We start from the raw sequence: 25,380 nt of genomic DNA on the forward strand, positions 1-25,380 counted from the left end.
ATATAATGATAGGGTTTTTTTATTTTTATCCTCTTTCGGTTTATGGTAAGCTGATTTTGGTAACTATATTTTCACGTGTTCTGAGCAGCCTTTTCTTTTTATACACATATTCAAAATACTCCCTACTTAAAATCAATGCAATTCCAAACACTTACTAGTCCTTTTAGGAGGAAAACACCAGATGATATACATCGTACTTATTCCATTGTTACTTGCCTGTTTCATACCAATAATAAGCAAAATAAAATATAAAATACATACCGGTATTTTTGTATTTTTCATCCCATTCGCGATTTTTCTTTACTTCATCCGTTTTGTGGGTGATAATTTCACACCAATCAGACAAACATATCAATGGATTCCATCATTACATATAAACTTGGATTTTTATTTGGATGGCCTCAGTCTATTATTTGCCCTTTTAATTAGCGGAATTGGAGCACTGGTTGTCCTTTATTCCATCTATTATCTTGATAAAACAGAACAGCTTGGACATTTCTATGTTTATCTACTAATGTTCATGTCCGCAATGCTCGGAATTGTTCTGTCTGATAATGTATTTGTTTTGTATTCATTTTGGGAGCTTACATCCATTTCATCATTTCTTCTGATCGGGTATTGGCACTTTAATGAACGGTCCAGGTATGGCGCCTTAAAATCCTTGCTGATTACTATATTCGGCGGCTTAAGTATGTTCGGTGGCTTTATCCTGTTATATGTTATCACAGGAACTGCAAGCATCCAGGACATGATCAACAAAAGTGATGTAATTATGGACAGTCCTTATTTGCCATTGATTCTCGGCTTTTTACTATTGGGGGCTTTTACAAAATCGGCACAATTCCCATTCCACATTTGGTTGCCGGATGCAATGGAGGCACCCACACCGGTCAGCGCATATCTTCATTCAGCTACAATGGTTAAAGCGGGTCTGTTTTTGGTGGCACGGTTTTCGCCAATCTTTTCAAATTACGAATGGTTCCTGATTATCGTAAGTCTTATGGGAATTGTCACCCTTTGCTGGGGTTCGTATATGGCAGTCCGGCAAACAGATCTGAAAGCGATTCTGGCGTTCTCTACAGTCAGTCAGCTTGGAATGATTATGGCCATGCTCGGTTTCGGGACGCAAGCAGCGGTTTATGCAGCAGTATTCCACATTTTAAATCATGCTACTTTCAAAGGCAGCTTGTTCATGGCAGCCGGTATTATTGATCACGAGACAGGGACAAGAGACATTCGAAAATTGGGCGGATTAATCACACTGATGCCCATTACTGCAACATTGGCCTTATTGGGAACATTTTCAATGGCCGGGGTTCCACTGCCATTTCTGAACGGTTTTTACAGTAAAGAACTGTTTTTCGAATCCTCCCTGGACCTTTCAGATGGAATCACTAACACAGCACAATTACTTGCACAGGCTATTCCGTATTTGGCGGTTTTTGGAAGCATCTTTACATTCGTCTATTCCATGTATTTCTTTTTTGGTATTTTTACTGGCAGCAAGCAGTTGGATAAGCTTCCAAAAAAAGCCCATGAAGCACCTTTGGGTATGCTTGCAGCGCCGATTATACTTGTACTTGGTGTTGTTACAATCGGGATTTTTCCAAATGCTTTTAACAGTACATTCCTTGCACATGCGGCAGAGGCCGTATATGGAAACGAGGTGATGGAGCATGTTGGATTCTGGCATGGATTTTCTCCTGCATTCAACATGTCACTTGTTGTCGTTGCTCTTGGAACTATTCTGACCGTAACACGGAAAAAATGGAATTTGCTGTATCAGGTTATACCAGGAAAACTCAGTGTTAACAAAATATATGATGCATTACTTGAAAAAACGGATCATTTTTCCAATAAGATTACCGGGTTCTACATGAACGGTTCCTTAAGGCTATATATGGCAATTATATTGGGAACCACATTTCTGGTCACATATATATTTATGATTCTGACTGGAGGATTCACCATTAATTTGAGTGACCTTGCTCCGGTTACAACGATTGAAGTTGCTGTTGTACTTATAATGATGGTATCTGCAATTGCGACCATTTTTGCCCGAAACAATTTGTCGGCCATTTTGCTTCTTGGCGTGGTTGGCTATGGAATTTCTATCCTGTTTGTTATATACCGGGCACCGGATTTAGCACTAACACAGCTTATCATTGAAACGGTAACAGTGGTATTGTTCCTGCTATGCTTTTACCACCTTCCATTGATGCGGGACAGGGATGAATCGATAGGATCCAAAACTGTGAATACCATTATTTCTGTCGGATTTGGTTCGATGCTGACATTGATAGGTATTTCTGCACATAGCACCGATTGGTTTGGCACAATCTCAGAGTACTTTATAAAAACATCGCACTCCCTTGGTGGAGGGGACAATATTGTTAACGTAATCCTGGTCGATATGCGCGGACTTGATACTTTATTCGAAATTACAGTACTGGGTATTGCAGCATTGGCTATTTTCAGCCTCATCAACTTAAAGAATAATAAGGGGGCGAAATAAATGGAAATTATTACATCGATTCTCGCCGGACTTTTATTTGCTGCAGGGATTTATAATCTGCTGCAAAAACAGCTGCTGCGTATTGTTATCGGTACAGGGCTGGTATCTCATGGTGCACACCTATTTATCATTACAATGGGAAAGTTGAAACGAGGACAACCACCAATTCTGACAGAGGGTGTTTCAGACTACGTGGATCCACTTCCACAGGCACTGATTCTGACATCTATCGTAATCAGCTTTGGAGTAACCAGCCTTGTACTAGTACTTGCATATCGTACTGCCAATGAAAATAAAACAGATAATATGGACGAATTAAGGGGTAGCGAACATGAGTAATTTAGCGATATTGCCAATCATTATTCCATTACTATCCGGAATAATACTTGCCTTTTTTCCAAAAAAGCTAACGCTTGTACGATTACTGTCAAAACTATTTATTATAGGCAATTTGCTTGTATCCGGATTTGTATTATATACGGTCTATACGTCAGGTTCTATTATTCTTGAAACAGGTGCATGGCCGGCACCATACGGCATCATAATCGTTGCCGACTCATTATCAATTTTATTGGTTTTCACAACAAATATTGTCGCAGCAGCCTGTGCTTTCTATGCACCCCATTCACTTTCAGACAGAAAGGAACAGCATTATTTTTACGCTTTCTTTTTCTTTTTGATAACCGGTGTATCTGGTGCCTTTTTAACAGGTGATATTTTTAATATGTTCGTATTCTTTGAGGTGCTGTTAATGGCATCCTATGCGCTAATCGTGCTCGGCGGTGATAAAATTCAGCTGAGAGAATCCATTAAATACGTATTAATCAACCTGTTTTCATCCATCCTGTTTGTAACAGCTGTTGCTTTTTTATACGCGACAGTCGGAACCGTAAACATGGCCCAGATTGCCCAGCGTGTTCAGGAAGTTGATCAGCAAGGAATTCTGACCACCATAGGCATTTTATTATTTTTTGTTTTTGCAACAAAGGCAGCATTATTTCCATTGTATTATTGGATGCCAAATTCCTATATTGAGCCAAATCCGGTAATTTCCGCCCTATTCGGTGCTTTGCTTACCAAAGTCGGTATTTATGCCATCATTCGTGTATTCTCATTGATTTTCATTTACAAAATTGATATGACACACGAAATTTTTATCTGGATAGCGGGATTATCCATGATATTCGGTATAATTGGCGCACTTTCAACCAATAATATAAAATTGATCATTGCCTACAACATCATTCCGGCTATTGGATTCATCATTATGGGAATCGGGATATTTAATGAAACAGCAGTCAGTGGATCTATTTATTATCTGGTTCATGATATGATCATAAAAACCGCTTTATTTCTGATTGCCGGTACAGTGACATATGTCGCTGGAACATCTGATTTACGGAAATTCAGCGGCTTAATCCATTATTATCCTGTATTGGGATGGCTGTTGTTTTTGGCAGCATTTGTACTTGCCGGTATCCCCCCTTTCAGCGGGTTTATCGGGAAATTACTGTTATTAACCGGGGCACTGTCAGAATCAGAAATTGCAATTGTAATTATTGCGCTAATTAGCAGTCTGCTTATCCTATATTCGATTATGAAAATATTTATTAAAGGATTCTGGGGTGTAAAGGATGCGTCATTCCAGCCTAAGTCCACTAAAGGGTTAATCGGACCAATCGCCTTTTTATTAGCGTTATCCGTTATCCTTGGAATCGGTGCAGAATTTTTCATTCCATCGATTGAAAATATATCAGCATATCTGCTGGATCCGGAAATATATATTGATTCCGTTTTGAAGGAGTGAGATCGGATGGCCTTCCAAATATTAATTAATTTAATCATTGCAGTTATGTGGATGTTTCTGAGTGAAGCATACACTACACCAAGTTTTATTACAGGGTATATTCTAGGTCTGGCATTGTTATTTTTGTTAAATCGGTTTATACCGGATGCTTTTTATCTTAAGCGGGTTTATAAAATCTTTATGTTAATCCTTCTATTTATGAAGGAGCTAATAAAAGCAAACTTGGATATTGTGAAACTTGTCTATAAGCCAAAACCGGAGTTTGAACCTGGCATTTTTGCACTCCCGACAATATTGAAAAGCAACTGGGAAATCACACTGCTGGCCAATTTGATTACACTAACACCTGGAACGTTAACTGTTGCAGTATCAGAAGATAATACTCACTTGTATATTCATGCCATGGACATTGATGAGATAGACGATGAAATAAACGCCATTAAAGATACATTTGAAAAAGCAATTTTGGAGGTGACACGATGAACGACATTCTGAAGCTGACTGATTCATTGCTTGAGGTTGTCACAGCTTTAAGCATCATTTTAATTGCAGTCTCGCTTATCCTGCTTCTAATTCGTATTATTCAGGGGCCAACCAACGCGGACCGTGCAGTTGCGCTTGATGCAATTGGAATAAACCTGGTTGGGCTTGCTGCATTGTTGTCGATTATTCTCGTAACAACCAAATTTAATGATGTTGTCTTGTTGATTGGAATTCTATTGTTCATCGGGACACTTGTAATTGCAAAATATCTTGAAAAGGGTGTTATTATTGATCGGCACACTGATTAACATCATTATGAATTTAATCATTATTTTTTTCCTTTTGTCCGGCGTATTTTTTATGATCTCCGGTTCCATCGGGATCATACGCTTTCCAGATGTGTTTACTCGTCTGCACGCCGCTACAAAAGCTTCCACACTTGGTGTAGCCGGCATATTAATTGGTTCGTCCATCTATTTATACATAGAAGACGGTATCATTTCCGGCAAACTGATATTGGCTATTATATTTGTTCTGTTAACATCCCCGGTTTCAGGACATATGATTTCACGTGCTGCACACCGCAATGGGATCAAACCGGTGCTTAAGAACAGACATGATGAATTTGAAGAAGCAATCCAAAAACATACGAAACAGCATTAACAAAACAATATAAGGATGGGACAATCGTGTTTGAATTAACACGATTGTCCCATCTTCTTTTTTTGGCCTTTTTATCGGGACAGACACAAAAAGCACAGTACCTTCATAAAGATGTTATATGGGCTGCAGCCTAACCGGCGCTTTAAGGAGGTGCATGTGATTGTCGGGAATTTTGAGTGTGCTGGCATTATTAATAAAAGAAGCTTTATTTTTTGTATCGTACGTTAAAAACCACGCTTTTCCACAGCCACTCCCCCCTGAAGATGAAGCAAAATATATTGAAGCGATGCAGGAAGGTGACCAGGATGCACGCAATAAACTTATTGAACACAATTTAAGACTTGTTGCACACATCGTTAAGAAATTTGAGAATACCGGTGAAGATATGGAAGATTTGATTTCCATCGGTACAATTGGGTTGATCAAGGGGATTGAAAGTTATTCAACAGACAAAGGAACAAAACTGGCTACCTATGCAGCAAGATGTATTGAAAATGAAATTCTGATGCATTTGAGAGCATTGAAGAAAGTTAAAAAGGATGTCTCCCTTCATGATCCGATTGGCCAGGATAAGGAAGGAAATGAAATTAGCCTGATTGATATTCTTGAGGCGGAAAACCAAAACATTATTGAATATATTCAACTAAACATGGAAATTGACAAGATGAATGAATACTTATCGATTTTGGATGCGCGAGAAAGAGAAGTCATTATTTACCGTTATGGTCTTAATAACCATAACGAAATGACACAACGGGAAATTGCCCAGATGCTTGACATATCCAGAAGCTATGTATCACGTATTGAAAAAAGGGCGTTAATGAAAGTATTTCATGAGTACTTTCGCAAAGAAAGAAGGTCCAGGGATAAGTAAAGCGCGATGATTTCATAATCATACGCGCTTACTTCATCATGCCATCCAATTAACGTTACACAGCTGGTACCAGTTTCATAATTAATTTTGCCGCATTAGCAGCTGCTGTTTCCAGAAATGAATCAAACGATACTGCTGAATCTTTTCCTGCAATGTCACTCAAAGCGCGAACAATTACAAAAGGTGTGCCATACTGATAACAAACCTGTGCAATCGCAGCTGCCTCCATTTCACCAGCAATCATAGTTGGAAATTTATTTTTTACAAATGCCACTCTGCCGGGATCAGACATAAAGGAATCACCAGTGGCAATCATTCCCTCGGTATATGGAATTTCCAAATCTTGAATCGCTTCTGCTGTCCTTATGACAAGTTTCTCGTCAGCGGCATAAACTGCTGGCATACCTGGGACCTGTCCATAAGCATAATCAAATTCTGTGCAGTCAACATCATGATGAACTACCTTTGTTGATATGACAATATCACCAACCTGCAGAGACTCCGCAAATCCGCCGGCAGAGCCTGTATTTATAATATGTGACGGGGCATATCGTTCGTGCATAATTGTCGCAGCCATAGCAGCATTAACTTTTCCAATACCTGATTTCAGCAAAACGATTTCCCTGTCACCCAATTTTCCTTCAATAAAGAGACAGTTGGCGATGGTCGCCTCTTCTTTTTCCGTCATTTCCTCTTTCAGCATCTCAATTTCTTCATCCATTGCGCCTATGATTCCTATTGACATCCCAATGCCCCTTTCACCAAATACCTACTTATTCAAATCGATATTTTTGATCATTTTTTTTCAACTCTTCTACTTTTGTCGGTTTCCAGCCTTCATTATCCACCCAGGACATATACACGCGATAAGTTTGGGTTTCATTTGCATCGGAAACAGTAATCACCACTTTTTGATCTCCGGCCCGGGAAATCCACCACATAATCAGCTGGTCACTGTTCAAATCAGTTGCAGCTGTAACAGCCTTACGCATTTCCGATCGGTCCTGTGATCCTTCATCGTAATTAGTCGTATGTGGACCAGTCTGTTCTGTTCCTACTGGCGGCCAATTACCTGTATATGCTTTGACAACATTGTCATCCGATGGTTCCGCTTTTTCCGTTTTCACATCATCACTTTCTTTTTCTTTATTGGATTCAGCGGATTGCTCATCATTCTTCTCTTGCTGCCTGTCCGAATTTGCATCATTATGATTACCGTTGTTTTCATTTGATTGGTTCGGGCTGTGTTCATCAGCTGTCTGCTGTTCATCTCCTCCGCCAAAAACAAGCAGGCCGATAAAAACGACTAGCAGGACACTGCCAAGTATTGTGAAAATGGTCAGCGATTTCGTGTTTTTTCTCCGTTTATCATACTTATTTAAACGTGAACTATTGCGATCTCCGGACATATTTCTTCCCTCCCATATGCACATTATAATAATATCATATTTCAGGGAGAAAAATATATGACCGCACTACACCTCCCAAGAATGTTGTGGTTCTACTTGGTAACAAACTGCGCTAATTTCCGAGACAAATAAAAAAACGGAATGAAACATTCACTCCGCTTTTGCATATTTAATTAACTTTGATGATTTCGACCTGAATATCGCCACCCGGCGTTGTTACCGATACTTCTGTTCCGATTTCATGCCCAATCAGACTTTTGGCCATTGGTGAATCGTTGGAAATTTTACCTTCAAACGGATCAGCCTCCGCACTTCCGACAATGGTATACGTTTCTTCCTCACCATCCGGCAATTCTTTAAATGTCACTGATTTACCAAGCGAAACAATGTTCGGATTATCGTTGTCATTCTCAATAATAACCGCATTTCGAATCATGGTTTCCACCTGTGAAATCCGTGATTCAACAAATGCTTGTTCATCCTTGGCCGCATCGTACTCAGAGTTCTCCGAAAGATCGCCAAATCCACGGGCCACTTTAATTCTTTCCACAACTTCCTGTCTGCGGTCCGTTTTTAAATAATGCAATTCATTTTCGAGCTTTTCTTTCCCCTCTTGTGTCATATAGTAACTTTTCTCTGTAGCCATATTCATTATACACTCCTTTATGATCATCCAATCTAAACTGAAAAAACTGAGCAGCACCAAAGGACATTCAGCACCAGTTCTTTTAATGTATAAAAAGAGCGGCACAATTGTGCGCTCAGTAAAAAAAATATATCCCTATATTACTTACTAAACACTACTATGGCAGATTTAATTTAAATTTTCAATACTTTTTCATTCTTTATTTTGTCGATTTTTCGATAGGATGTTTTCTATTTTCGTTGCCATTATATCAATTGCAACATGGTTTTGTCCGCCCTCGGGTATGATAATATCCGCATAGCGTTTTGTTGGTTCCACAAATTGCAAATGACTTGGTCGTACATTATTGATATATTGATCGATCACTGAATCCAATGTTCTGCCGCGTTCTTTTATATCACGAAGCAGCCTTCGTATAATGCGGACATCTGAATCGGTATCCACAAATACCTTTATATCCATCAAGTCAACTAAACGTGGATCCTCCAGTATGAGTATCCCTTCCAGGATAATCACTTCTTTCGGATCGACCGGAATAACCTCATTTGACCGTGTATGAATCTTATAATCGTAAACGGGTTTCTCTATCGATTTCTGATTCATCAAATCATGCAGATGACTGATTAATAAATCATTATCAAAAGCCAAAGGATGATCATAATTCGTATTCAGTCTCTCTTCAAACGGGAGGTGACTTTGATCTTTATAATAGTAGTCCTGTTCAATTACTAAAATTGTTTTATCCGCAAACCGCTGGCAGATGGAACGGGTGACAGTTGTTTTACCGCTGCCGCTACCACCTGCGACACCAATAACAACGGGTTTCTCAGGCATCGTTCACCAGCTCCTTCCCTTTACTTTTTATAACTGATTGCAACCCCATCACCAACTGGAACAATGGATGTAATAAAATCCGGATGTTGGACAAGCCATTCATTGTAATCACGAAGTTTACGTGCTATTTTTTGAAACCTCGGATGTTCTTTTTCGGAATCGGCCACAAATCCTTTAAATAAGACGTTGTCTGATAAGATATATCCATTTTTGGCTAAAAGTGGTGCTGATAATTCAAAAAAGCGTTTATACTTCCCCTTAGCAGCATCAATAAACACCATATCAAATGTTCTTTCGGCATCAAGGGTACTTATTTTATCTGCAGCGTCACCATGGATAACCTGTATACTATTCCCCATTTCCAGTTTGTTTATGTTATGAACAGCCTGTTTGTAGCGTTTTTCATCCTGTTCTATTGTAACAATCGTTGCATCAGGGTTAGCTTCAAGCATTCGCAATGCAGAATATCCAATTGCTGTACCTATTTCCAAAATCCGTTTCGGTTTGGTTAGTCTGATAAGCTGCATCATAAAGTCCATTCCAACCGGATCCATGATGGGAACCTGTTCCGCTTTTGCCTCACTTTCCAGATTCCGGATCCACTCCGGTGAAACTGAGAGTACAGCCTGTAAATATTGTTCTAGTTTTTCCTCCATATTGTCACCCCCTGCTTTTCAATGTTCATGTAAAAAAACGGGAAATGTGAACAACTATTCACACTCCCTTCAGTTTTCAGCTGTACATATTTACTTTTACAACGATTTATTATTTTATATATTTCTTTTTATTTTTCCTATGCTTTTCTATTGTTTCAGCATAATGAATTTTGCCCTTGCTGTCATGAAGGAAATACAGATAATCCGATTTTTCCGGGTTAACAGCGGCTTTCAATGAACTTTCCGCGAAATTGGAAATTGGTCCTACCGGTAATGCATCCACATGATAGGTGTTATACGGTGATTTAATTTTAAGATCCTTATATAACACTTTATCCTTATGACCGCCCAAAGCATACAAAACGGTTGGGTCAGTTTGGAGAGGCATACCTTTATCAAGACGATTGTAGAATACCCCAGCTATTTTCTTGCGCTGTTTCACAGAACTTGCCTCATTTTCAATAAGGGAAGCCATCGTCATTGCTTCGTGTACAGTTAATCCCTGTTTAGAAATCTCATTCATGTATGGCGTAACAACATTCACTGTCTTCTTAAGCATTTTTTCAATTACGGATTCAACACTTGGACTTTTCGTATAAAAATTAAAGGTTGCAGCGTACAAATACCCTTCCAACGGAGTTCTAATATCCGGATTTAATATATCTTTGGTTAGAATCTGAGGATATTTGTTCATTAGTGATTCTACATAATCACGGTCATTAACTTTTTTTAAAAAGTCCTTCTTGCTGAATGACAACTTATCCGAATAAATTTTCGCCATCTGTTTTATCGTCTTACCCTCTGGTATAGTGATTCGCAATAAAGGTTCTTCCATTACCTTCCCGTGCTTTAATGATTGTATAATCTTATCAATTTCCATAGATGGTGAAAACGTGTAGTTGCCGGCCTGAAAATTGGATTGATTATTAAATTTTATGTAGAAGCGAAATACCCGTCCATCTTTAATAATGCCGTTTTCTTCCAGTATGGATGCAATATCGGAAGTTGAAGATCCCATTGGTATTTCCACTTTTACTTTTTCATCACTATCTGGGTCAACTGGTTGTAAGGCAGACTTAATATACATGTAGCCTGATATACCACCAACAACCAGGATAAGGACTACAGCCACAATAATAAGTGCGACAATTTTTCGGACAAGCCGGGATTCTTCGCTGCGCAATATGAGGTTGTCCCTGTATTTTCGTGGCTTTTTATCCTTGCTCATTGGGTTTCCCCCTTTCACCCGGTTAATTATACTAAAAAACTCATAAATTTTCTACAAAAGTATAGCCGATATCATAATCTGACATCGGCTAAACAATCAGTTATTTGGTTACAGGCTTCAGGAATTACTGATTTTGATCTTCTTCATCAGCCAGTGTGTTCAGCATTTCCTCCACCATTTCCCATTCTTCATCCGATTCAATGGCAAATAATGAAAGGTCATTGTCATCCTTTTCTTTTTCCTCGTAGCGAAAGGCATATACTTCTACTTCTTCGTCATCCTTTTGCTCAACAGGCACTACTGCAATATAAGATTGTTCCGTTTCATCAACATCGAATGAAAACAATACCTCAAACAAATGCTCCTCACCGTTTTCATCCGGAATGATGATCCGTTCTTTTTCATCCAGTGGCATTTTATGTCACCCCATTTCCTAAGCTTGATCCAGATACCCTTGGAGTATCATGACAGCAGCCATTTTATCAATTACCTTTTTCCGCTTCTTCCTGCTGACATCCGCTTCAAGCAACACGCGTTCTGCAGCCACAGTGGTAAGTCGTTCATCCCATAATGCTGCAGGGATATTATGAACCTTTTCAAAATGGTCAGCATAATTCTCGGATGCCTGTCCACGTTCCCCAATACTGCCATTCATATTTTTCGGCAACCCGATGACGGCCTTTTCCACGCCATGCTCGGCTATAATTTCCTTTAACTTATTGTCCGCTGAACGGATATCCCGTTCATCCCATTTAATGGTTGTTAGGCCCTGAGCTGTCCATCCAAATGCATCACTAATGGCAACACCAATTGTCTTGGAACCAACATCCAAACCAATTATTTTCATTTAGTTTTCCCTGCGCTGTTCATCGAGATAGAATTTGACCAATTCCTCAATCACTTCATCACGTTCAATTTTGCGAATCAGGTTTCTGGCGTCATTATATCTCGGTATATATGCCGGGTCACCGGATAGTAAATAACCAACAATCTGGTTTATCGGATTATAACCTTTTTCTTTAAGGGCACCATGGACAGTGAAGAGTATTTCCTTGATATCCTGATCAAAAGGTTCTTCTGAAAAGTTAAACTTCATCGTTTTATCAGTAGAGCTCATAGTGACACCTCATTCCATAATTTGCCTTCATTCTTTATTCTAACATGTTTAACCCTAATATTATATCTTTTTTTGTCAGATTGAAAGTAACAGCTTATCCATTTGTATTATCTTTAACATATTTACTGGCAAATAAAAGTGCATCATCAATGTTTTCCGGATTTTTACCACCTGCCTGTGCCATGTCAGGGCGTCCACCGCCACCGCCGCCACATAACTGGGCAGCTTGTTTAATAAGGTTCCCGGCATGGAGACCGTCATCCATCAGATCATTGGAAACACCTGCAGCAAGCTGAACTTTTTCGTTATTTTCTGCAGCTAACAGTATAACTCCCGAACCCATTTTTTGTTTCAGATTATCGACCATGTTGCGAAGCTGGTTCATGTCCTTGACGCTAACCTTTTGCGCAAGTACTTTAACACCATTTACTTCTTCCGCGCGATCAAGGATGGATGATGCTTCTGCATTGGATAACTTGGAACTCAGTGATTCATTTGTTTTCCGAAGGGATTTAATTTCCTCAAATAAACCTTCCACCCTCTCCGGAGCCTGTTCTTCTGTTGTTTTTAGCAATTGCGCCGTTTCGGAAAGCAAACTTAGTTTATTATTTACATATTCGTATGCATTTCTGCTTGAAACTGCTTCAATACGTCTTGTTCCGGCGCCAATTCCTGTTTCGGATACAAGCTTAAACAAACCGATTTCTGCGGTGTTTGCCACGTGACAGCCACCGCATAGTTCAATACTATAATCACTTACCTGTACAACGCGAACGATATTGCCATATTTTTCACCAAATAAAGCCATCGCACCCATTTCCTTCGCTTCATCAATTTTCATGTTTTCGATAACCAATGGGATAGATTCCCAAATTTTGCGGTTTACAATTTGTTCTATCTCTTCCAGTTGTTCCTGTTCCACACTGCCGAAGTGGGAGAAATCAAATCGCAACCGATCAGGTGTTACAAGGGAACCGGACTGATTGACATGATTACCTAAAACATCTTTCAATGCCTGATGCAGCAGATGTGTTGCTGTATGATTTTTGATGATAGCTTTACGAAATTCTTTATCAATAATGGCTTTTACTGTATCGCCCACATGAATCTCACCGTCTTTTACGTGGACTTGGTGAATATGTTGACCCTTTGGTGCTTTTTGAACATCTTTCACATACCCAGAGAAGTTATCGGAATATATCCATCCCTGATCAGCAATCTGACCACCGCTTTCAGCATAAAAAGGCGTTTCTTTCAGCAGCACGAGCACAGTTTCACCAGCAACAGCCGATTCTGCATGTTTATTTCCCGAAACAATTGCTGCAATCGTGGTCATTGTTTCACTATAATCATAGCCGACAAATGTACTGTCTGAATCCAGTTCGCTTAAAACTCCATCCTGAATCTGCATGGAGTCTGTTTTCTGGCGCGCTTTACGGGCACGGTCACGCTGCAAACTCATTTCCTTTTGAAAGCCTTGCTCATCAATGGTGAATCCCTCTTCTGCTACATATTCTTCTGTTAGTTCTTTCGGGAATCCGTACGTATCATAAAGACGGAAGACTTCATACCCCGGAAACACATTACTTCCCTTTTGTTTTTCTTTTTCAATAATGGCTGTCAATATTTCCAAACCGTCATGCAATGTTTCATGGAAGCGTTCTTCTTCAAGCTTCACCACATTTTCTATATAGTCCTGCTGTTTAGCAACCTCCGGATAAAAATCCTTCATTATGGTCCCCACAACGGGAACAAGCTGATACATAAATGGTTGGTTTATTCCAATCTGTTTAGCAAACCGGACTGCACGGCGCAATAGCCTCCTTAATACATAGCCCCTTCCTTCGTTTGACGGTACTGCATTGTCACCAATCGCAAACGTAACGGTCCGGATATGATCGGCAATCACTTTAAATGCCGTATCTGTTTCTTCACTTTGACCGTAAGTTGCTCCGGATAGTTCCTCAGTCTTCCGAATCAGCGGCATAAACAGATCAGTTTCAAAGTTTGTTGGTGTATCCTGAATGACACAGACCATTCGTTCAAGTCCCATTCCTGTATCAATATTTTTCTTCGGAAGTGGTGTATACGTATCATCAGGATTGTGATTAAACTGCGAAAATACCAAATTCCAAATTTCAAGATAACGTTCATTTTCTCCGCCTGGATATAGCTCTGGATCATTGGGATCGGATCCGTATTTTTCACCCCGGTCAAAGAAAATTTCTGTATTTGGACCACTTGGACCTTCACCAATATCCCAGAAATTCTCCTCCAGACGGATAATTCGTTCTTTCGGGATTTTTATCTCGTGAAGCCAAAGATCATAAGCCTCATCATCTTCCGGGTGAACAGTTACGGATAAACGTTCAGCATCGAATCCAATCCATTTATCGCTTGTCAAAAACTCCCACGCCCATTCGATTGCTTCCTTTTTAAAGTAATCGCCAATCGAAAAATTACCAAGCATTTCAAAAAAAGTATGATGCCGGGCAGTATATCCGACATTCTCGATATCATTCGTCCGAATTGACTTTTGTGCATTAACGATCCTGGGATTATCGGGAATAACCCTTCCATCAAAGTATTTTTTTAATGTGGCAACACCACTGTTTATCCAAAGCAGTGTCGGATCTTCTTTTGGAACAAGTGATGCGCTCGGTTCAACCCCATGACCTTTTTCCTTAAAAAAACCCAAAAACATTTGCCTTACCTGTGCCGATGTTAATTGTTTCATAATGCATCCTCCATATCCATAATCTATTTTTGACAATACATTTACATAAAAAAATCTCCTCCTCTGCATTATCGCAGGGACGAGATTCATCGCGGTACCACCCTAATTATGAACAAAACATGTTCATCACTTTACCATGTTAACGGTTTGAAACCGGCGGGTATTAACCGCACTCCGACTTAGCTTTCCATGACCCTCTATTTAAGACTCCTTGCAGCCAAATGGAAGTCTTTCTCTTTGAAATGGTATCATGTACTCCATGTCATCAACGTCTTCAGTATAGTATCAGTTATGCGATATTATAAAAAATTAATGAACAATTGTCAATGAATCCGACCGGCATCATTCCAATGTTCGAAAATCACTTTTAAAACGGTAAGGACTGGCACAGCAATAATCATTCCGACAACCCCGAACATTTCACCACCGACAAGTAGAACAAAAATAATAGCAGCCGGGTGAATTTGAATACTTTTCCCCATCACATAGGGTGTCAGTAAATTCCCTTCCATTACCTGGATTGCTGCAATACCCGCGATGACAATCAGCAATAAATCAGGGGCCGTTGCTGCAGTAATAGCTACAACCGGTAATGCACCAATGATGGGGCCGAAATAAGGAATGATATTTGTAATTCCAATCACAATAGCAAGCAATAATGCATAGTTAATATGCAAAAAATACAGAAGAGCAAATGATACCAGGGAAACTATTAGACAAACCAGGAGTTGACCGCGGAAATAACCGCCGAGACGATCATCCAACTCTCCGGCAAGCTGCCTGACATCATCCCTGTACTTTCCCGGGACCCACTTTTTCAGAAAGTCCTTCATTTTTGTATAATCTTTCAGAAAGTAAAAAACCAGGACAGGAATTACCGTCAGCAGGATAATCATATCAAAAATTTTCGTAAATCCCCGAACCAGGTTTGTCAACAAATTCTCAACATATGATTCCAGTTCACGTAAAAGTTCATCCATCTTGTCATGGACATTTTCCGGTAAGAATGCCGTGTATTCATATAATGAATAGATAAAATCACGATACATATCCAATAGCTGCGGCAGTTGATTCTTCAATTCCGCTAACTGATGTATAATGGCCGGATAAATCCGATAGATCAGATAAGCAGTGCCACCAAAAAAAATCACGTAAATCACCATTACAGCCAATCCTTTTGGCATATTATACTGGTGCATTTTACGAACTACCGGATACAATAAATAAGCAATAAGTCCAGCTATTAAGAAAGGAGCGATAATATGCCATAGAAAAGAAAAAACAGCTCCATATACCGGGAACAGTTTTATAATCAAATACACAAACAATAATACGACTATTCCAGTCAGAGCTGTCAGGAAGATATTCAACAGTTTAGCTTTTAACATGTAATCGCTCCTCAGCAACTATAATTGACATGCCAAGGTTACCATTGAATTTTCCGTTCATCTTCGGAAAACAAGTCATTCAGTGAGCTTAGTGAACCATCAGATTCCACTTGATGAATCATGACTTCATTCTCAAAGACAGACAACTCAATAAAACAGTTCCAGCAATAATATTGTTGTGATCCGATTTTCCCTATATCCTTCCCATTGCAATTCGGGCACACGAACATACGTAAAGCTCCTTTGATAATTGTTTCCTTATCGTTGCCCGATATTTTAGAAAATATACGTCTGTTCACATGAAATCATAAGGGCTCAGTTCTTCTTCATCCGGATTATCGACAGGTTCCGGGTGAATATCTTCGAGCCTTGCCTCAAGTAAATCATTCAGTGAAGTAAATCGTTCATTCGTATCTTTGGTCTGAATTCCTTTTAAGAACGCGCGCTGTTCTCCGCAAATAATTAATGATTGCTTACTTCTTGTAATGGCTGTATAAAGCAAATTCTTCCGAAGCATCCGATGGTACCCGGTAACAACCGGAAGAATGACATTTGGAAACTCGCTTCCCTGCGATTTGTGAATGGAAATACAATATGCGTGCATCAGATTGATATAGTCTTTCCGTTCATAAACAACTTCTTTACCATCAAATGTGATTACAAGCTGTTCAACATGGTCCGTGTTTTCGTCCTCTTCAAAAATGGCCGCAACCTCGCCAATATCCCCATTAAACACGCCATCTTCCGGCTGGTTCACCAACTGGATGACTTTATCACCAGTCCGGAATGTCACATTGTTTGCTTTAACTTCCCGTTTTGCAGCTGTCTTTGGATTAATAAGCGCCTGCAAATGATGGTTTATTGCATTAATTCCTGCCTGGGAGCGGTACATTGGAGCAAGTACCTGAATCGATTTGGGGTCGACGCCTTTTTCTATTGCCTTATGGAATACTTTTGTAATCAGATCAATCAATTGATGTTCCCCGCATGAAATAAAGCTGAAATCTTTATCATTTGCCAATGCCTCTTTATTGCACTGATCATGCTTAATTAAATGAGCAAGCTGAATAATTTTTGATCCTTCCTTCTGCCGGTATACCTCATTTAGACTTACATATGAAATAAACCCGCTGCTTAACAGGTCAGACAATACTTGTCCCGGTCCAACCGATGGCAGTTGATCCTCGTCCCCGACAAGCAGGACCTGCATCTCATCCGGAATCGCTTTAAACAAGCTGTTTGCAAGCCATATATCAACCATGGAAAATTCATCAACAATCAGGTATTTCCCTGACAGCTGATCTTGCTCGTCTTTACTAAAGCCATTATGCCCATCCCAGCCAAGCAAACGATGAATCGTAACAGCAGGCAATCCAGTTGATTCATTCAACCGTTTGGAAGCACGACCCGTTGGTGCTGTTAAAATAAACGGGAAATCTGACTCCGAGTCGTAATCCCGTGGATTCATCGAAAGGTTATGAATGGAGGCATACGCCTGCACAATTCCTTTAATAACGGTTGTTTTTCCAGTTCCTGGTCCGCCTGTTACAATCATTAACTTCGATTTGAGCGCTTTGCTCAGCGCATCAAATTGTTCTTTTCCATAGCTCAATACCTCTGTTTCTTCAATATCCCCGATAATTTTCATTAGTTCAGCCATGGTCGTATCATGTTCCATCGGTTTTTCCGTCAAACGTTTAATGCTTGAGGCAAACCCATCTTCCGCATAATAAAGGGATGGCAGGTACACATTGCCATTTTGAATAATAACTTTTTTGGCTGTATTCAGTTCTGTTAATAATTCCGATATATTCTCATATGTAAGCGGCTCCCGCCGATCAAAAAGCAGCCCCATAACTTGTTCAATACACGTATCCATTGGCAGAAAAACATGACCACTCTGAATGTTATTCTGTAAAATGTAAATACACCCTGCTGATATCCGATTCGGATGTGATAATGACAAACCATTTTGTCTGGCTATCTGATCGGCAGTCTGGAAACCGAATCCCTCAATATCAAACACAAACTGATATGGATCATTTTCCAAAATCTCAATGGCTTCCTCTTTATACTCCTGAAAAATTTTTTGGGCTAGTTTCAACCCAATACCATATTTTGCAAGATATACAACAACATGCTCAAAACCCTGGTTCTCCTGGAGCGTTTTGAAAAGCAATTCCCGTTTATCCTGTTTCAGACCGGGAATATCTTTTAACACATCTGGGTTGTTCAGTATTTTGGAAATCGTATTCTCTCCAAGTTTAGCCACAATTTTCGAGGCAGTCTTTTTACCAATTCCATAAAACATGTCACTGGAAAGATAGGCAGCCAAACCGTCTTTCGTATCCGGAATAAATGTCCGATATGAATTTACATTATACTGCAAACCAAATTTTACATGATTTTCGAAGACTCCGTAAAAATAATATGGCGTTGCTTCCTGTAAGCTGGAGAAATAGCCTTTAATTACAATTTCTTTCGCCTGGAAATCCTCATTTGTATCATGAATTTTTATTTTTGCAATCGAAAAATGCTCCTGTTCATTTTGATAAATGTTGTACAGGAGCTCTCCTTTTATATATCCCTTTTCACGATCAGCTTGGCTGTCGGCTGCCATTTATATTTCCCCTTATAAATCTGTATTGTTCAGCAATTCCTCAATCTGTTTCTTTCCGTTAGCTGCAAGTGTATGTTCCGGCTGAATTTCCAATGCCATATCAAAATGATGCAATGCTTGTGAAAGGTCTTCATCATACAAGGCAATGACACCCAGATTATAGTGTGCATCACTATGTTTCTGTTCCTTTTCCAGTACACGTTCAAATATGCCTTTAGCGTCTTTCAGATGGTCACTCTGTGCCAGTGTCAGCCCGTATTGAAACAACACCTCAACATCATCGGGGTCAAGTTCTGTTGCCCGCTGCAGATATGGCAGTGCAAGCTTAAAATGTTCCTGGTGATAGAAAGTCATGCCGAGCATAAAATAGGCATCAGCTTCCACAAGTCCGATTTCGATAGCTTTCTGGAAATTTTCCTGTGCCTTTGGAAACAGTGATTTTTCGTAATATATATTGCCTAACCCGTAATAGGCGGTTGCAGCAAATTCATCCAGTTCAATTGCCTTTTGGAAAAAGCGTTCTGCACGTTCCAAATCATTTATATGCAGAAGAAGGTTTCCAAAATTGATATATCCAAGGGCTTCTTCCGGTTCTTCTTCGATGATCTCATTGAAAAGTTCTGCAGCTTCTTCATATTTTTGTTCTTTCATCAGTTCTATGGCGCGTTCCGTCTTGTCCATCATATACAATCCTTTCATTTGAACGGGTATAGAAAAAGTTCCTGAAAAAGAGGTTGGGACAAAAGTGTTTATCCATTTTAAAACCCGAACAACTAAATGGAAATGGAGCGTAATTACCGCTCCGGAAATATACTTCGCTAAATTGTTCGTTTTTTGAATTGCACTTTTTTGATATATCCCTGCCCCAGCCTCTTTATGTTATCCTACATAATCCAAAGCGGCGTGATTTTTAATAACCTCATCAATCGTTCCGCCTCCGAGACATACTTCATTATCATAAAACACGACAGCCTGTCCCGGTGTAACAGCACGCTGCGTGTTTTTGAATTCAACCGTAACTTGCCCATCATTTGACGGGTGTACCAATACTTCACAGTCCTTTTGACGATAGCGGAATTTCGCAGTACATGTGAATGGCTCACCCGGAGTATCGCCTATCCAGTTTACATCGGTTGCAAGCAATCCATCCGAATACAATTTATCATTTTGAAAACCTTGTTCAACATAAAGCACATTTTCTTGCAGATTTTTACCGACAACAAACCACGGGTCACCGGATCCGCCTATCCCGAGACCTTGCCGCTGACCGATTGTATAATACATCAACCCATCATGACGTCCTTTTTCGATACCGGATAATGTTTTCATTAATCCCGGCTGTGCCGGAAGATACTCACTAAGGAACTCCTTGAAATTACGTTCTCCAATGAAACAAATTCCTGTGCTGTCCTTCTTGGCTGCCGTAACAAGATCATGTTGCTTTGCAATTTCACGAACTTCTTTTTTGTTTAAATGGCCCAATGGGAACATTACTTTTTCCAAAACGTCTTCCGTCAACTGATTTAAAAAATACGTCTGATCTTTATTATCATCGATTCCACGGAGCATTTCGTATCTTCCATTATTCTCCCGCACTTGTGCGTAATGTCCTGTCGCCAGATAATCTGCTCCAAGTGATAATGCATGATCCAGGAATGCCTTAAATTTAATTTCTTTATTACACATCACATCGGGATTAGGTGTTCTTCCTGCTTTATATTCATCCAGGAAATAGGTGAATACTTTATCCCAGTATTGTTTCTCAAAATTTACCGCAAAGTATGGAATATCCAGTTGATTGCAGACTCTTACAACGTCATCAAAATCTTCTGTCGCAGTACAAACACCATTTTCATCAGTATCATCCCAATTTTTCATAAATATGCCGACCACATCATAACCTTGCTCCTTCAGCAATAATGCAGCTACCGAGGAATCCACTCCCCCGCTCATTCCTACTACAACTCTTGTTTCACTTTTATGTTTCAAAATATACACCTCCTCTAAGCTGCAAGCCGCTTGGCAATACCCGCAACTCGTTTGCCAGCTTCTCTAACATTTTCATCTGTATTATGAATACCAAAACTGAACCTTACAGAATTCGTAGTCCGTTCATTACCCTCTCCATACATCGCCGTCAAGACATGTGAAGGTTCAACGGATCCGGCTGTACAGGCACTTCCGCTTGACGCTGAAACCCCCGACAAATCCAGATTCGTCAGCATGGACTCTACATTTGTTCCTGGAAAACTGATATTCAAAATGGATGCGGCGCCATTCTCAAAAACACCATTTATATCATAGCGGACACCGGCTTTGTCCAACTCGTTCAAAAACATTTTTTTATACCTTGCGTAGCGTTCATTTCGGTTCTGTTTTGATTCAATCGTAAGTTGAACTGCTTTCTGAAAGCCTGCTGCTCCGGCAACATTTTCAGTACCTGGTCTGCGTTTACGTTCCTGCTCACCGCCATATTGAATGGCTTCCAGTTTCACATCATCCGCTGTGTATAAAAATCCAATCCCTTTAGGTCCGCTAATTTTGTGTGATGACACAGAAAGCATATCAATCCCAGCTTCTTTTACATTGATATCGAACAATCCATATGCCTGTACCGCATCTGTATGAAAATAAGCCTGATGATCACTAAGAATATTCCCAATCTCCTCAACTGGTTGAATCATGCCGGTTTCATTATTAACGTACATAATGGAAACCAGTATCGTTTCATCAGTCAGGGCATTTTGTAAATCGGTTACGGAAATAATTCCTGTTTCATCAACAGGAAGATATGTCACGTGAAACCCCGCACTTTCCAAATGCATGGCAGTGTGGAGTGTAGCATGATGTTCCTGTACTGTTGTTATAATGTGACGGCCTTTATCTTTGTTTGCCAGTGCCGTTCCAATCAATGCCATATTGTTAGCTTCCGTTCCGCCACTGGTAAAAATGATTTCTTTTTCGTTTGCATGAATACTTCGGGCCATGACCCGCCGTGCTTCATCCAATTGCTGCCTTGCTTTTCGGCCAAATCCATGAACACTTGACGGATTGCCGAATACTTCATTCATTACAGGAACCATCGCATCCGTGACCTGTTTATCCATAGGTGCTGTTGCAGCATGGTCCAAATAAATATAGTCCACTTTTTCCAATTCCTTTCTGTTTCCTTGAATTATTATATATAAAACATATAAGCATCCTGCAGTTTATCGTCCTGGTGCTGTTTTAAATCTTCTAAAGTAGTTGTATCCAGAACATCTCGAACAGCATCTCGGATACGAATCCACAATGCCTGCTGTGCAGGCTCCTCATCCTCGATGCCTTCAACCGGTGAGATTGGGCCTTCCAATACCCGGATAATATCGCCCGCTTTTATATCTCCGGGTTTTTTTGCCAGAACATAACCGCCGTATGCTCCACGGATACTGTTTATCAGGCCGGCATTACGCAAAGGTGCTGCCAGCTGTTCCAGATAATGTTCAGATAGATTTTTTTCCTGAGCAATTGCCTTTAATGACATAGGTCCGTTACCATACGTTCTGGCCAGTTCAATCATAATTGTCAGCCCATATCGGCCCTTTGTTGAAATCTTCATAGTGACACCTCTTATTTAAGATAATACAATAGCTTTCATTATTTCTATTTGTCAATACATGTTATTATAGCATGAATGACAACCCACTTGCATTTCAGGAAATTCAGTGTTGCACTGATATGTAAACTACTATTTTAGACAAAGGAAGATTTGGATGAATCAACAACCATTAGCATACAAAATGCGGCCATCCAGCATTGATGATGTAATTGGACAGGAACACCTTGTCAGTGAAGGAAAAATATTAAATCGTATGGTACAAGCAAACCGGCTTGCTTCCATGATCCTGTTCGGACCTCCGGGGACAGGCAAAACATCCATGGCTGTTGCGCTTGCCAAGAGCCTGAATATCCCTGTTAAAACATTAAATGCTGTTGTAGACAAGAAAAAGGATATGGAGATTGCTGTCGAGGAAGCAAAAATGACCGGGCAATCAGTGATGGTTTTGGATGAAGTTCATCGTTTAGATAAAGCAAAACAGGATTTTTTGCTTCCGCATATTGAAAGTAACTTAATAACATTAATAGGATGTACAACAAGCAATCCATACCATTCCATAAACCCGGCAATTCGCAGCAGGTGTCACTTGTTTGAGGTTCACAAACTGAGCCCTGATAATGTCAAAACAGCGATAACCCGTTCACTTACGGATGAAACAAATGGCTTCGGATCCCGGGACATTACACTATCGGGCGAAGCATTGGATCATTTTGCTTTTGCTTCAGGTGGTGACTTGCGTTCTGCATTAAATGGTCTTGAACTGGCTGTTTATTCCACTCCGGAAAATGAAAATGGTCTAATTCAGATCAACCTGGACGTCGCAGAAGAATGTATGCAGAAAAAAAGTTTCTCCCACGATAAGGACGGTGATGCACATTATGATGTGTTATCCGCATTTCAAAAATCCATCAGGGGCAGTGATGTTAATGCAGCACTGCATTATTTATCACGGCTAATCGAAGCTGGAGACTTGGACAGTATCGCACGACGAATGATTGTATGTGCATATGAGGACATTGGTCTGGCCAACCCCCAGGCTGGTCCGCGAGCAATTGCCGCTGTTCAGGCTGCCGAACGGGTAGGTTTTCCTGAAGCGAGAATTCCATTGTCGGTTGCCATTATCGAGTTGTGTCTTTCCCCAAAATCAAATACGGCATACAAAGCACTTGATGAGGCGCTATCCGACATACGCAACGGGAAAAGCGGGGATGTACCGGCACATTTGAAAGATTCCCACTACCGGGGGGCTAAAAAACTTGGACGTGGACTCGAATACAAGTACCCCCATAATTATGATAATGGATGGGTCAAACAGCAATATTTACCTGATTCTATAAAAAACAAACATTATTACAAACCAAAAGATTCCGGAAAGTTCGAACGGGCACTTAAACAGGTATATGAAAAAATACAAAATGACTCCCAATAATACTAGATAATAGACGTATAAAACCTTTTCAAACCGGTAAGAATAGACATAAAGATTAAAATCTATGTTATCGTGCACATGCCGATTTGGAAAAGGAGATGAATGAAATGGTTAAAGTCAGACAGGATGCCTGGTCACATGAGGATGACCTGTTACTGGCAGAAACAGTCTTACGCCATATCAGAGAAGGAAGTACGCAATTAAATGCTTTTGAAGAAGTAGGAGATAAACTGAACCGGACCTCAGCTGCCTGCGGGTTTCGATGGAACGCAGAAGTCCGGGAAAAATATGAAAATGCTATTGACTTGGCAAAACGCCAGCGGAAAGAGAAAAAACGTGCACAAGCTGCGAGTGCAACAAAACCGAAACAAGCAACTGCACCAACTCCGCAATATACTGAAACAAATGATGATGCAATACCTGAACCGGAATCAACCGAACTTAATATGGATTCCGTCATTCATTATTTAACCCAGTTGAAGGAAGACTATTATGCTTCCAATCAATCAAAAATGTCGCTGGAACAAACGAAAAAAGAGAACCAGACACTGCGTAACCAAATAGAAGAATTGGAACAAAAACTTTCTGAAACAGAAAAACAATTTGCCGCGGTTCAGGAGGATTATCAAGTATTTATGCAAATCATGGATCGCGCCCGAAAGATGACAGTGCTTGAAGATCAAGGCACATTCAAGGCCCCGTCCTTTAAAATGGACAAAAACGGCAACCTTCAGCAAGTGGCAAATAGTGAATAAAAAGATCAAAAGCGTAAGCGCCCGTTTAGCAACGTATATTGTGAAACTTTATTCAGTGGTGGTTTCCCACTGAATATTAGTTGAACCAATCGGGCTTGAACTGGCAGTAATCCTCGCGTTTTTCAGCGAGGATTACTGCCAGTCAAACTGCGACAAACTGCGCCCCTGCCATGCAGGGTGGGTCTGCGTTGCCGCGCAAAGCGGCGGTTTTAGCCGATCTTCCCTAATCCGCAATGAGATAAAGGAAACACGGTGAGCTGGACGTGGCTCATTCGGTAACCTAGTTATACACAAGCATAAAATTTTATAATTTCTTGACGGCTAAAAAACTCTTCCATATTGGAGGAGTTTTTTTGTGCATAAAACAATCAATCCCAATCGTGCCGTCCATGCTGAGTTTTGATCCCGCTCTTGGCAGGTGGGTGCCCTGTTCCATATTTATTATGCTTCCTCAGATGAGGCGTGCACGCAACATGGAAACTGCTGCAGGCTCCCGTTTATATAGATGTTCGGTCAAAACGACTATATCGGACGAACACATCAGGATTGATGTTTATCAGTTGTTTAATTGTACGTTCATTCTATCACAGTAATAATTGATTTTCAATATTCTTACTTTAA

At 40.1% G+C, this 25,380-nt stretch carries 26 protein-coding genes, 1 other RNA gene and 1 other annotated feature; of the genes, 9 read left to right on the top strand and 18 right to left on the bottom strand.

Features of this window, described 5'->3' with window-relative positions; genetic code table 11:
• Positions 1–181 precede the first annotated feature (181 nt).
• From B1K71_RS11720 to sigK, 7 genes are all read left to right on the top strand, one after another.
• Positions 182–2,515 carry a Na+/H+ antiporter subunit A gene (locus B1K71_RS11720; protein WP_077327112.1) on the top strand — a complete coding sequence of 778 codons (2,334 nt, stop codon included), beginning with the start codon at positions 182–184 and terminating at the stop codon, positions 2,513–2,515.
• Complete coding sequence (locus tag B1K71_RS11725; RefSeq protein WP_077327114.1) at positions 2,516–2,854, top strand: Na(+)/H(+) antiporter subunit C; 339 nt, start codon at positions 2,516–2,518, stop codon at positions 2,852–2,854.
• On the top strand, positions 2,847–4,322 hold the full coding sequence (locus B1K71_RS11730; protein ID WP_077327116.1) for a Na+/H+ antiporter subunit D: 1,476 nt from the start codon (positions 2,847–2,849) through the stop codon (positions 4,320–4,322). Before B1K71_RS11725 ends, B1K71_RS11730 begins: the two co-directional genes overlap by 8 nt.
• A gap of 6 nt (positions 4,323–4,328) precedes the next feature.
• Positions 4,329–4,805 (top strand): Na+/H+ antiporter subunit E, encoded by a 477-nt coding sequence (locus B1K71_RS11735; RefSeq protein WP_077327118.1) that lies wholly within the window; start codon positions 4,329–4,331, stop codon positions 4,803–4,805.
• Positions 4,802–5,113 carry a Na(+)/H(+) antiporter subunit F1 gene (locus tag B1K71_RS11740; RefSeq protein ID WP_077327120.1) on the top strand — a complete coding sequence of 104 codons (312 nt, stop codon included), beginning with the start codon at positions 4,802–4,804 and terminating at the stop codon, positions 5,111–5,113. Before B1K71_RS11735 ends, B1K71_RS11740 begins: the two co-directional genes overlap by 4 nt.
• The gene (gene mnhG / locus B1K71_RS11745; protein ID WP_245799259.1) at positions 5,094–5,468 is read left to right on the top strand and encodes a monovalent cation/H(+) antiporter subunit G; all 375 of its coding nucleotides are present in this window, start codon (positions 5,094–5,096) and stop codon (positions 5,466–5,468) included. Before B1K71_RS11740 ends, mnhG begins: the two co-directional genes overlap by 20 nt.
• Before the next feature lie 160 nt (positions 5,469–5,628).
• Positions 5,629–6,342 (top strand): RNA polymerase sporulation sigma factor SigK, encoded by a 714-nt coding sequence (gene sigK, locus B1K71_RS11750; RefSeq protein ID WP_077327122.1) that lies wholly within the window; start codon positions 5,629–5,631, stop codon positions 6,340–6,342.
• 55 nt (positions 6,343–6,397) lie between these two features.
• Here the strand turns inward: sigK and mtnN are convergent, their stop codons facing one another.
• The 17 genes from mtnN to cymR all read right to left on the bottom strand — a co-directional run bounded on the left by mtnN (position 6,398) and on the right by cymR (position 22,575).
• Positions 6,398–7,087: a 5'-methylthioadenosine/S-adenosylhomocysteine nucleosidase gene (gene mtnN, locus B1K71_RS11755; protein WP_077327124.1), complete on the bottom strand. Its 690-nt coding sequence runs from the start codon at positions 7,085–7,087 to the stop codon at positions 6,398–6,400.
• A gap of 28 nt (positions 7,088–7,115) precedes the next feature.
• A complete protein-coding gene (locus B1K71_RS11760) occupies positions 7,116–7,751 on the bottom strand; it encodes a YrrS family protein (protein ID WP_077327126.1) in 636 nt (211 codons plus the stop codon).
• A 169-nt stretch (positions 7,752–7,920) separates the two neighbouring features.
• On the bottom strand, positions 7,921–8,397 hold the full coding sequence (greA, locus tag B1K71_RS11765; protein WP_077330214.1) for a transcription elongation factor GreA: 477 nt from the start codon (positions 8,395–8,397) through the stop codon (positions 7,921–7,923).
• A 192-nt stretch (positions 8,398–8,589) separates the two neighbouring features.
• Positions 8,590–9,231, bottom strand: coding sequence for a uridine kinase (gene udk, locus B1K71_RS11770; RefSeq protein WP_077327128.1), 642 nt, complete (start codon positions 9,229–9,231; stop codon positions 8,590–8,592).
• Positions 9,232–9,251: 20 nt separating this feature from the next.
• Complete coding sequence (locus B1K71_RS11775) at positions 9,252–9,887, bottom strand: O-methyltransferase (protein ID WP_077327130.1); 636 nt, start codon at positions 9,885–9,887, stop codon at positions 9,252–9,254.
• Positions 9,888–9,996: 109 nt separating this feature from the next.
• Positions 9,997–11,115 carry an endolytic transglycosylase MltG gene (mltG, locus tag B1K71_RS11780; protein ID WP_077327132.1) on the bottom strand — a complete coding sequence of 373 codons (1,119 nt, stop codon included), beginning with the start codon at positions 11,113–11,115 and terminating at the stop codon, positions 9,997–9,999.
• Between the two features lie 124 nt (positions 11,116–11,239).
• On the bottom strand, positions 11,240–11,530 hold the full coding sequence (locus B1K71_RS11785) for a DUF1292 domain-containing protein (RefSeq protein WP_077327133.1): 291 nt from the start codon (positions 11,528–11,530) through the stop codon (positions 11,240–11,242).
• An 18-nt stretch (positions 11,531–11,548) separates the two neighbouring features.
• The gene (gene ruvX, locus B1K71_RS11790; RefSeq protein WP_077327135.1) at positions 11,549–11,962 is read right to left on the bottom strand and encodes a Holliday junction resolvase RuvX; all 414 of its coding nucleotides are present in this window, start codon (positions 11,960–11,962) and stop codon (positions 11,549–11,551) included.
• Entirely contained in the window at positions 11,963–12,232 is a 270-nt protein-coding gene (locus tag B1K71_RS11795) for an IreB family regulatory phosphoprotein (RefSeq protein WP_077327137.1), read from the bottom strand. It lies immediately after the preceding gene.
• A 94-nt stretch (positions 12,233–12,326) separates the two neighbouring features.
• Positions 12,327–14,969, bottom strand: coding sequence for an alanine--tRNA ligase (gene alaS, locus B1K71_RS11800; protein ID WP_077327139.1), 2,643 nt, complete (start codon positions 14,967–14,969; stop codon positions 12,327–12,329).
• A 72-nt stretch (positions 14,970–15,041) separates the two neighbouring features.
• Positions 15,042–15,247 (bottom strand) — a binding site (T-box leader).
• Between the two features lie 45 nt (positions 15,248–15,292).
• On the bottom strand, positions 15,293–16,357 hold the full coding sequence (locus B1K71_RS11805) for an AI-2E family transporter (RefSeq protein ID WP_077327141.1): 1,065 nt from the start codon (positions 16,355–16,357) through the stop codon (positions 15,293–15,295).
• 38 nt (positions 16,358–16,395) lie between these two features.
• Positions 16,396–16,587 carry a hypothetical protein gene (locus B1K71_RS11810; RefSeq protein WP_077327143.1) on the bottom strand — a complete coding sequence of 64 codons (192 nt, stop codon included), beginning with the start codon at positions 16,585–16,587 and terminating at the stop codon, positions 16,396–16,398.
• Positions 16,588–16,652: 65 nt separating this feature from the next.
• Positions 16,653–18,977, bottom strand: coding sequence for an SF1B family DNA helicase RecD2 (gene recD2 / locus B1K71_RS11815; protein WP_077327145.1), 2,325 nt, complete (start codon positions 18,975–18,977; stop codon positions 16,653–16,655).
• 12 nt (positions 18,978–18,989) lie between these two features.
• A complete protein-coding gene (locus tag B1K71_RS11820; RefSeq protein WP_077327147.1) occupies positions 18,990–19,658 on the bottom strand; it encodes a tetratricopeptide repeat protein in 669 nt (222 codons plus the stop codon).
• Between the two features lie 198 nt (positions 19,659–19,856).
• Positions 19,857–20,966 carry a tRNA 2-thiouridine(34) synthase MnmA gene (gene mnmA / locus B1K71_RS11825; protein ID WP_077327149.1) on the bottom strand — a complete coding sequence of 370 codons (1,110 nt, stop codon included), beginning with the start codon at positions 20,964–20,966 and terminating at the stop codon, positions 19,857–19,859.
• Positions 20,967–20,980: 14 nt separating this feature from the next.
• Positions 20,981–22,123, bottom strand: a complete 1,143-nt coding sequence (locus B1K71_RS11830; protein WP_077330216.1) for a cysteine desulfurase family protein — start codon at positions 22,121–22,123, stop codon at positions 20,981–20,983.
• Positions 22,124–22,155: 32 nt separating this feature from the next.
• Complete coding sequence (gene cymR / locus B1K71_RS11835) at positions 22,156–22,575, bottom strand: cysteine metabolism transcriptional regulator CymR (protein WP_077327151.1); 420 nt, start codon at positions 22,573–22,575, stop codon at positions 22,156–22,158.
• 154 nt (positions 22,576–22,729) lie between these two features.
• Here cymR and B1K71_RS11840 point away from each other — a divergent pair, with 154 nt between their 5' ends.
• Positions 22,730–24,004 carry a replication-associated recombination protein A gene (locus B1K71_RS11840; RefSeq protein WP_077327153.1) on the top strand — a complete coding sequence of 425 codons (1,275 nt, stop codon included), beginning with the start codon at positions 22,730–22,732 and terminating at the stop codon, positions 24,002–24,004.
• 107 nt (positions 24,005–24,111) lie between these two features.
• Positions 24,112–24,759 (top strand): RsfA family transcriptional regulator, encoded by a 648-nt coding sequence (locus tag B1K71_RS11845; protein WP_077327155.1) that lies wholly within the window; start codon positions 24,112–24,114, stop codon positions 24,757–24,759.
• A 367-nt stretch (positions 24,760–25,126) separates the two neighbouring features.
• On the opposite strand, the gene ssrS is transcribed toward B1K71_RS11845, so the two are convergent.
• A non-coding RNA gene (ssrS, locus tag B1K71_RS11850) (6S RNA) lies at positions 25,127–25,309 on the bottom strand.
• Positions 25,310–25,380 lie beyond the last annotated feature (71 nt).

The organism is Virgibacillus siamensis (assembly GCF_900162695.1).
Lineage (GTDB): Bacteria > Bacillota > Bacilli > Bacillales > Amphibacillaceae > Lentibacillus > Lentibacillus siamensis_A.

What these genes read in the sequence shown, in the direction of transcription:
- B1K71_RS11720 (WP_077327112.1), top strand. Translation starts at nt 182, where the DNA reads ATGATATACATCGTACTTATTCCATTGTTACTTGCCTGTTTCATACCA.
- B1K71_RS11725 (WP_077327114.1), top strand. Translation starts at nt 2,516, where the DNA reads ATGGAAATTATTACATCGATTCTCGCCGGACTTTTATTTGCTGCAGGG.
- B1K71_RS11730 (WP_077327116.1), top strand. Translation starts at nt 2,847, where the DNA reads ATGAGTAATTTAGCGATATTGCCAATCATTATTCCATTACTATCCGGA.
- B1K71_RS11735 (WP_077327118.1), top strand. Translation starts at nt 4,329, where the DNA reads ATGGCCTTCCAAATATTAATTAATTTAATCATTGCAGTTATGTGGATG.
- B1K71_RS11740 (WP_077327120.1), top strand. Translation starts at nt 4,802, where the DNA reads ATGAACGACATTCTGAAGCTGACTGATTCATTGCTTGAGGTTGTCACA.
- mtnN (WP_077327124.1), bottom strand. Translation starts at nt 7,087, where the DNA reads ATGTCAATAGGAATCATAGGCGCAATGGATGAAGAAATTGAGATGCTG.
- B1K71_RS11760 (WP_077327126.1), bottom strand. Translation starts at nt 7,751, where the DNA reads ATGTCCGGAGATCGCAATAGTTCACGTTTAAATAAGTATGATAAACGG.
- greA (WP_077330214.1), bottom strand. Translation starts at nt 8,397, where the DNA reads ATGGCTACAGAGAAAAGTTACTATATGACACAAGAGGGGAAAGAAAAG.
- udk (WP_077327128.1), bottom strand. Translation starts at nt 9,231, where the DNA reads ATGCCTGAGAAACCCGTTGTTATTGGTGTCGCAGGTGGTAGCGGCAGC.
- B1K71_RS11775 (WP_077327130.1), bottom strand. Translation starts at nt 9,887, where the DNA reads ATGGAGGAAAAACTAGAACAATATTTACAGGCTGTACTCTCAGTTTCA.
- mltG (WP_077327132.1), bottom strand. Translation starts at nt 11,115, where the DNA reads ATGAGCAAGGATAAAAAGCCACGAAAATACAGGGACAACCTCATATTG.
- B1K71_RS11785 (WP_077327133.1), bottom strand. Translation starts at nt 11,530, where the DNA reads ATGCCACTGGATGAAAAAGAACGGATCATCATTCCGGATGAAAACGGT.
- ruvX (WP_077327135.1), bottom strand. Translation starts at nt 11,962, where the DNA reads ATGAAAATAATTGGTTTGGATGTTGGTTCCAAGACAATTGGTGTTGCC.
- B1K71_RS11795 (WP_077327137.1), bottom strand. Translation starts at nt 12,232, where the DNA reads ATGAGCTCTACTGATAAAACGATGAAGTTTAACTTTTCAGAAGAACCT.
- alaS (WP_077327139.1), bottom strand. Translation starts at nt 14,969, where the DNA reads ATGAAACAATTAACATCGGCACAGGTAAGGCAAATGTTTTTGGGTTTT.
- B1K71_RS11805 (WP_077327141.1), bottom strand. Translation starts at nt 16,357, where the DNA reads ATGTTAAAAGCTAAACTGTTGAATATCTTCCTGACAGCTCTGACTGGA.
- B1K71_RS11810 (WP_077327143.1), bottom strand. Translation starts at nt 16,587, where the DNA reads ATGTTCGTGTGCCCGAATTGCAATGGGAAGGATATAGGGAAAATCGGA.
- recD2 (WP_077327145.1), bottom strand. Translation starts at nt 18,977, where the DNA reads ATGGCAGCCGACAGCCAAGCTGATCGTGAAAAGGGATATATAAAAGGA.
- B1K71_RS11820 (WP_077327147.1), bottom strand. Translation starts at nt 19,658, where the DNA reads ATGGACAAGACGGAACGCGCCATAGAACTGATGAAAGAACAAAAATAT.
- cymR (WP_077327151.1), bottom strand. Translation starts at nt 22,575, where the DNA reads ATGAAGATTTCAACAAAGGGCCGATATGGGCTGACAATTATGATTGAA.
- B1K71_RS11840 (WP_077327153.1), top strand. Translation starts at nt 22,730, where the DNA reads ATGAATCAACAACCATTAGCATACAAAATGCGGCCATCCAGCATTGAT.
- B1K71_RS11845 (WP_077327155.1), top strand. Translation starts at nt 24,112, where the DNA reads ATGGTTAAAGTCAGACAGGATGCCTGGTCACATGAGGATGACCTGTTA.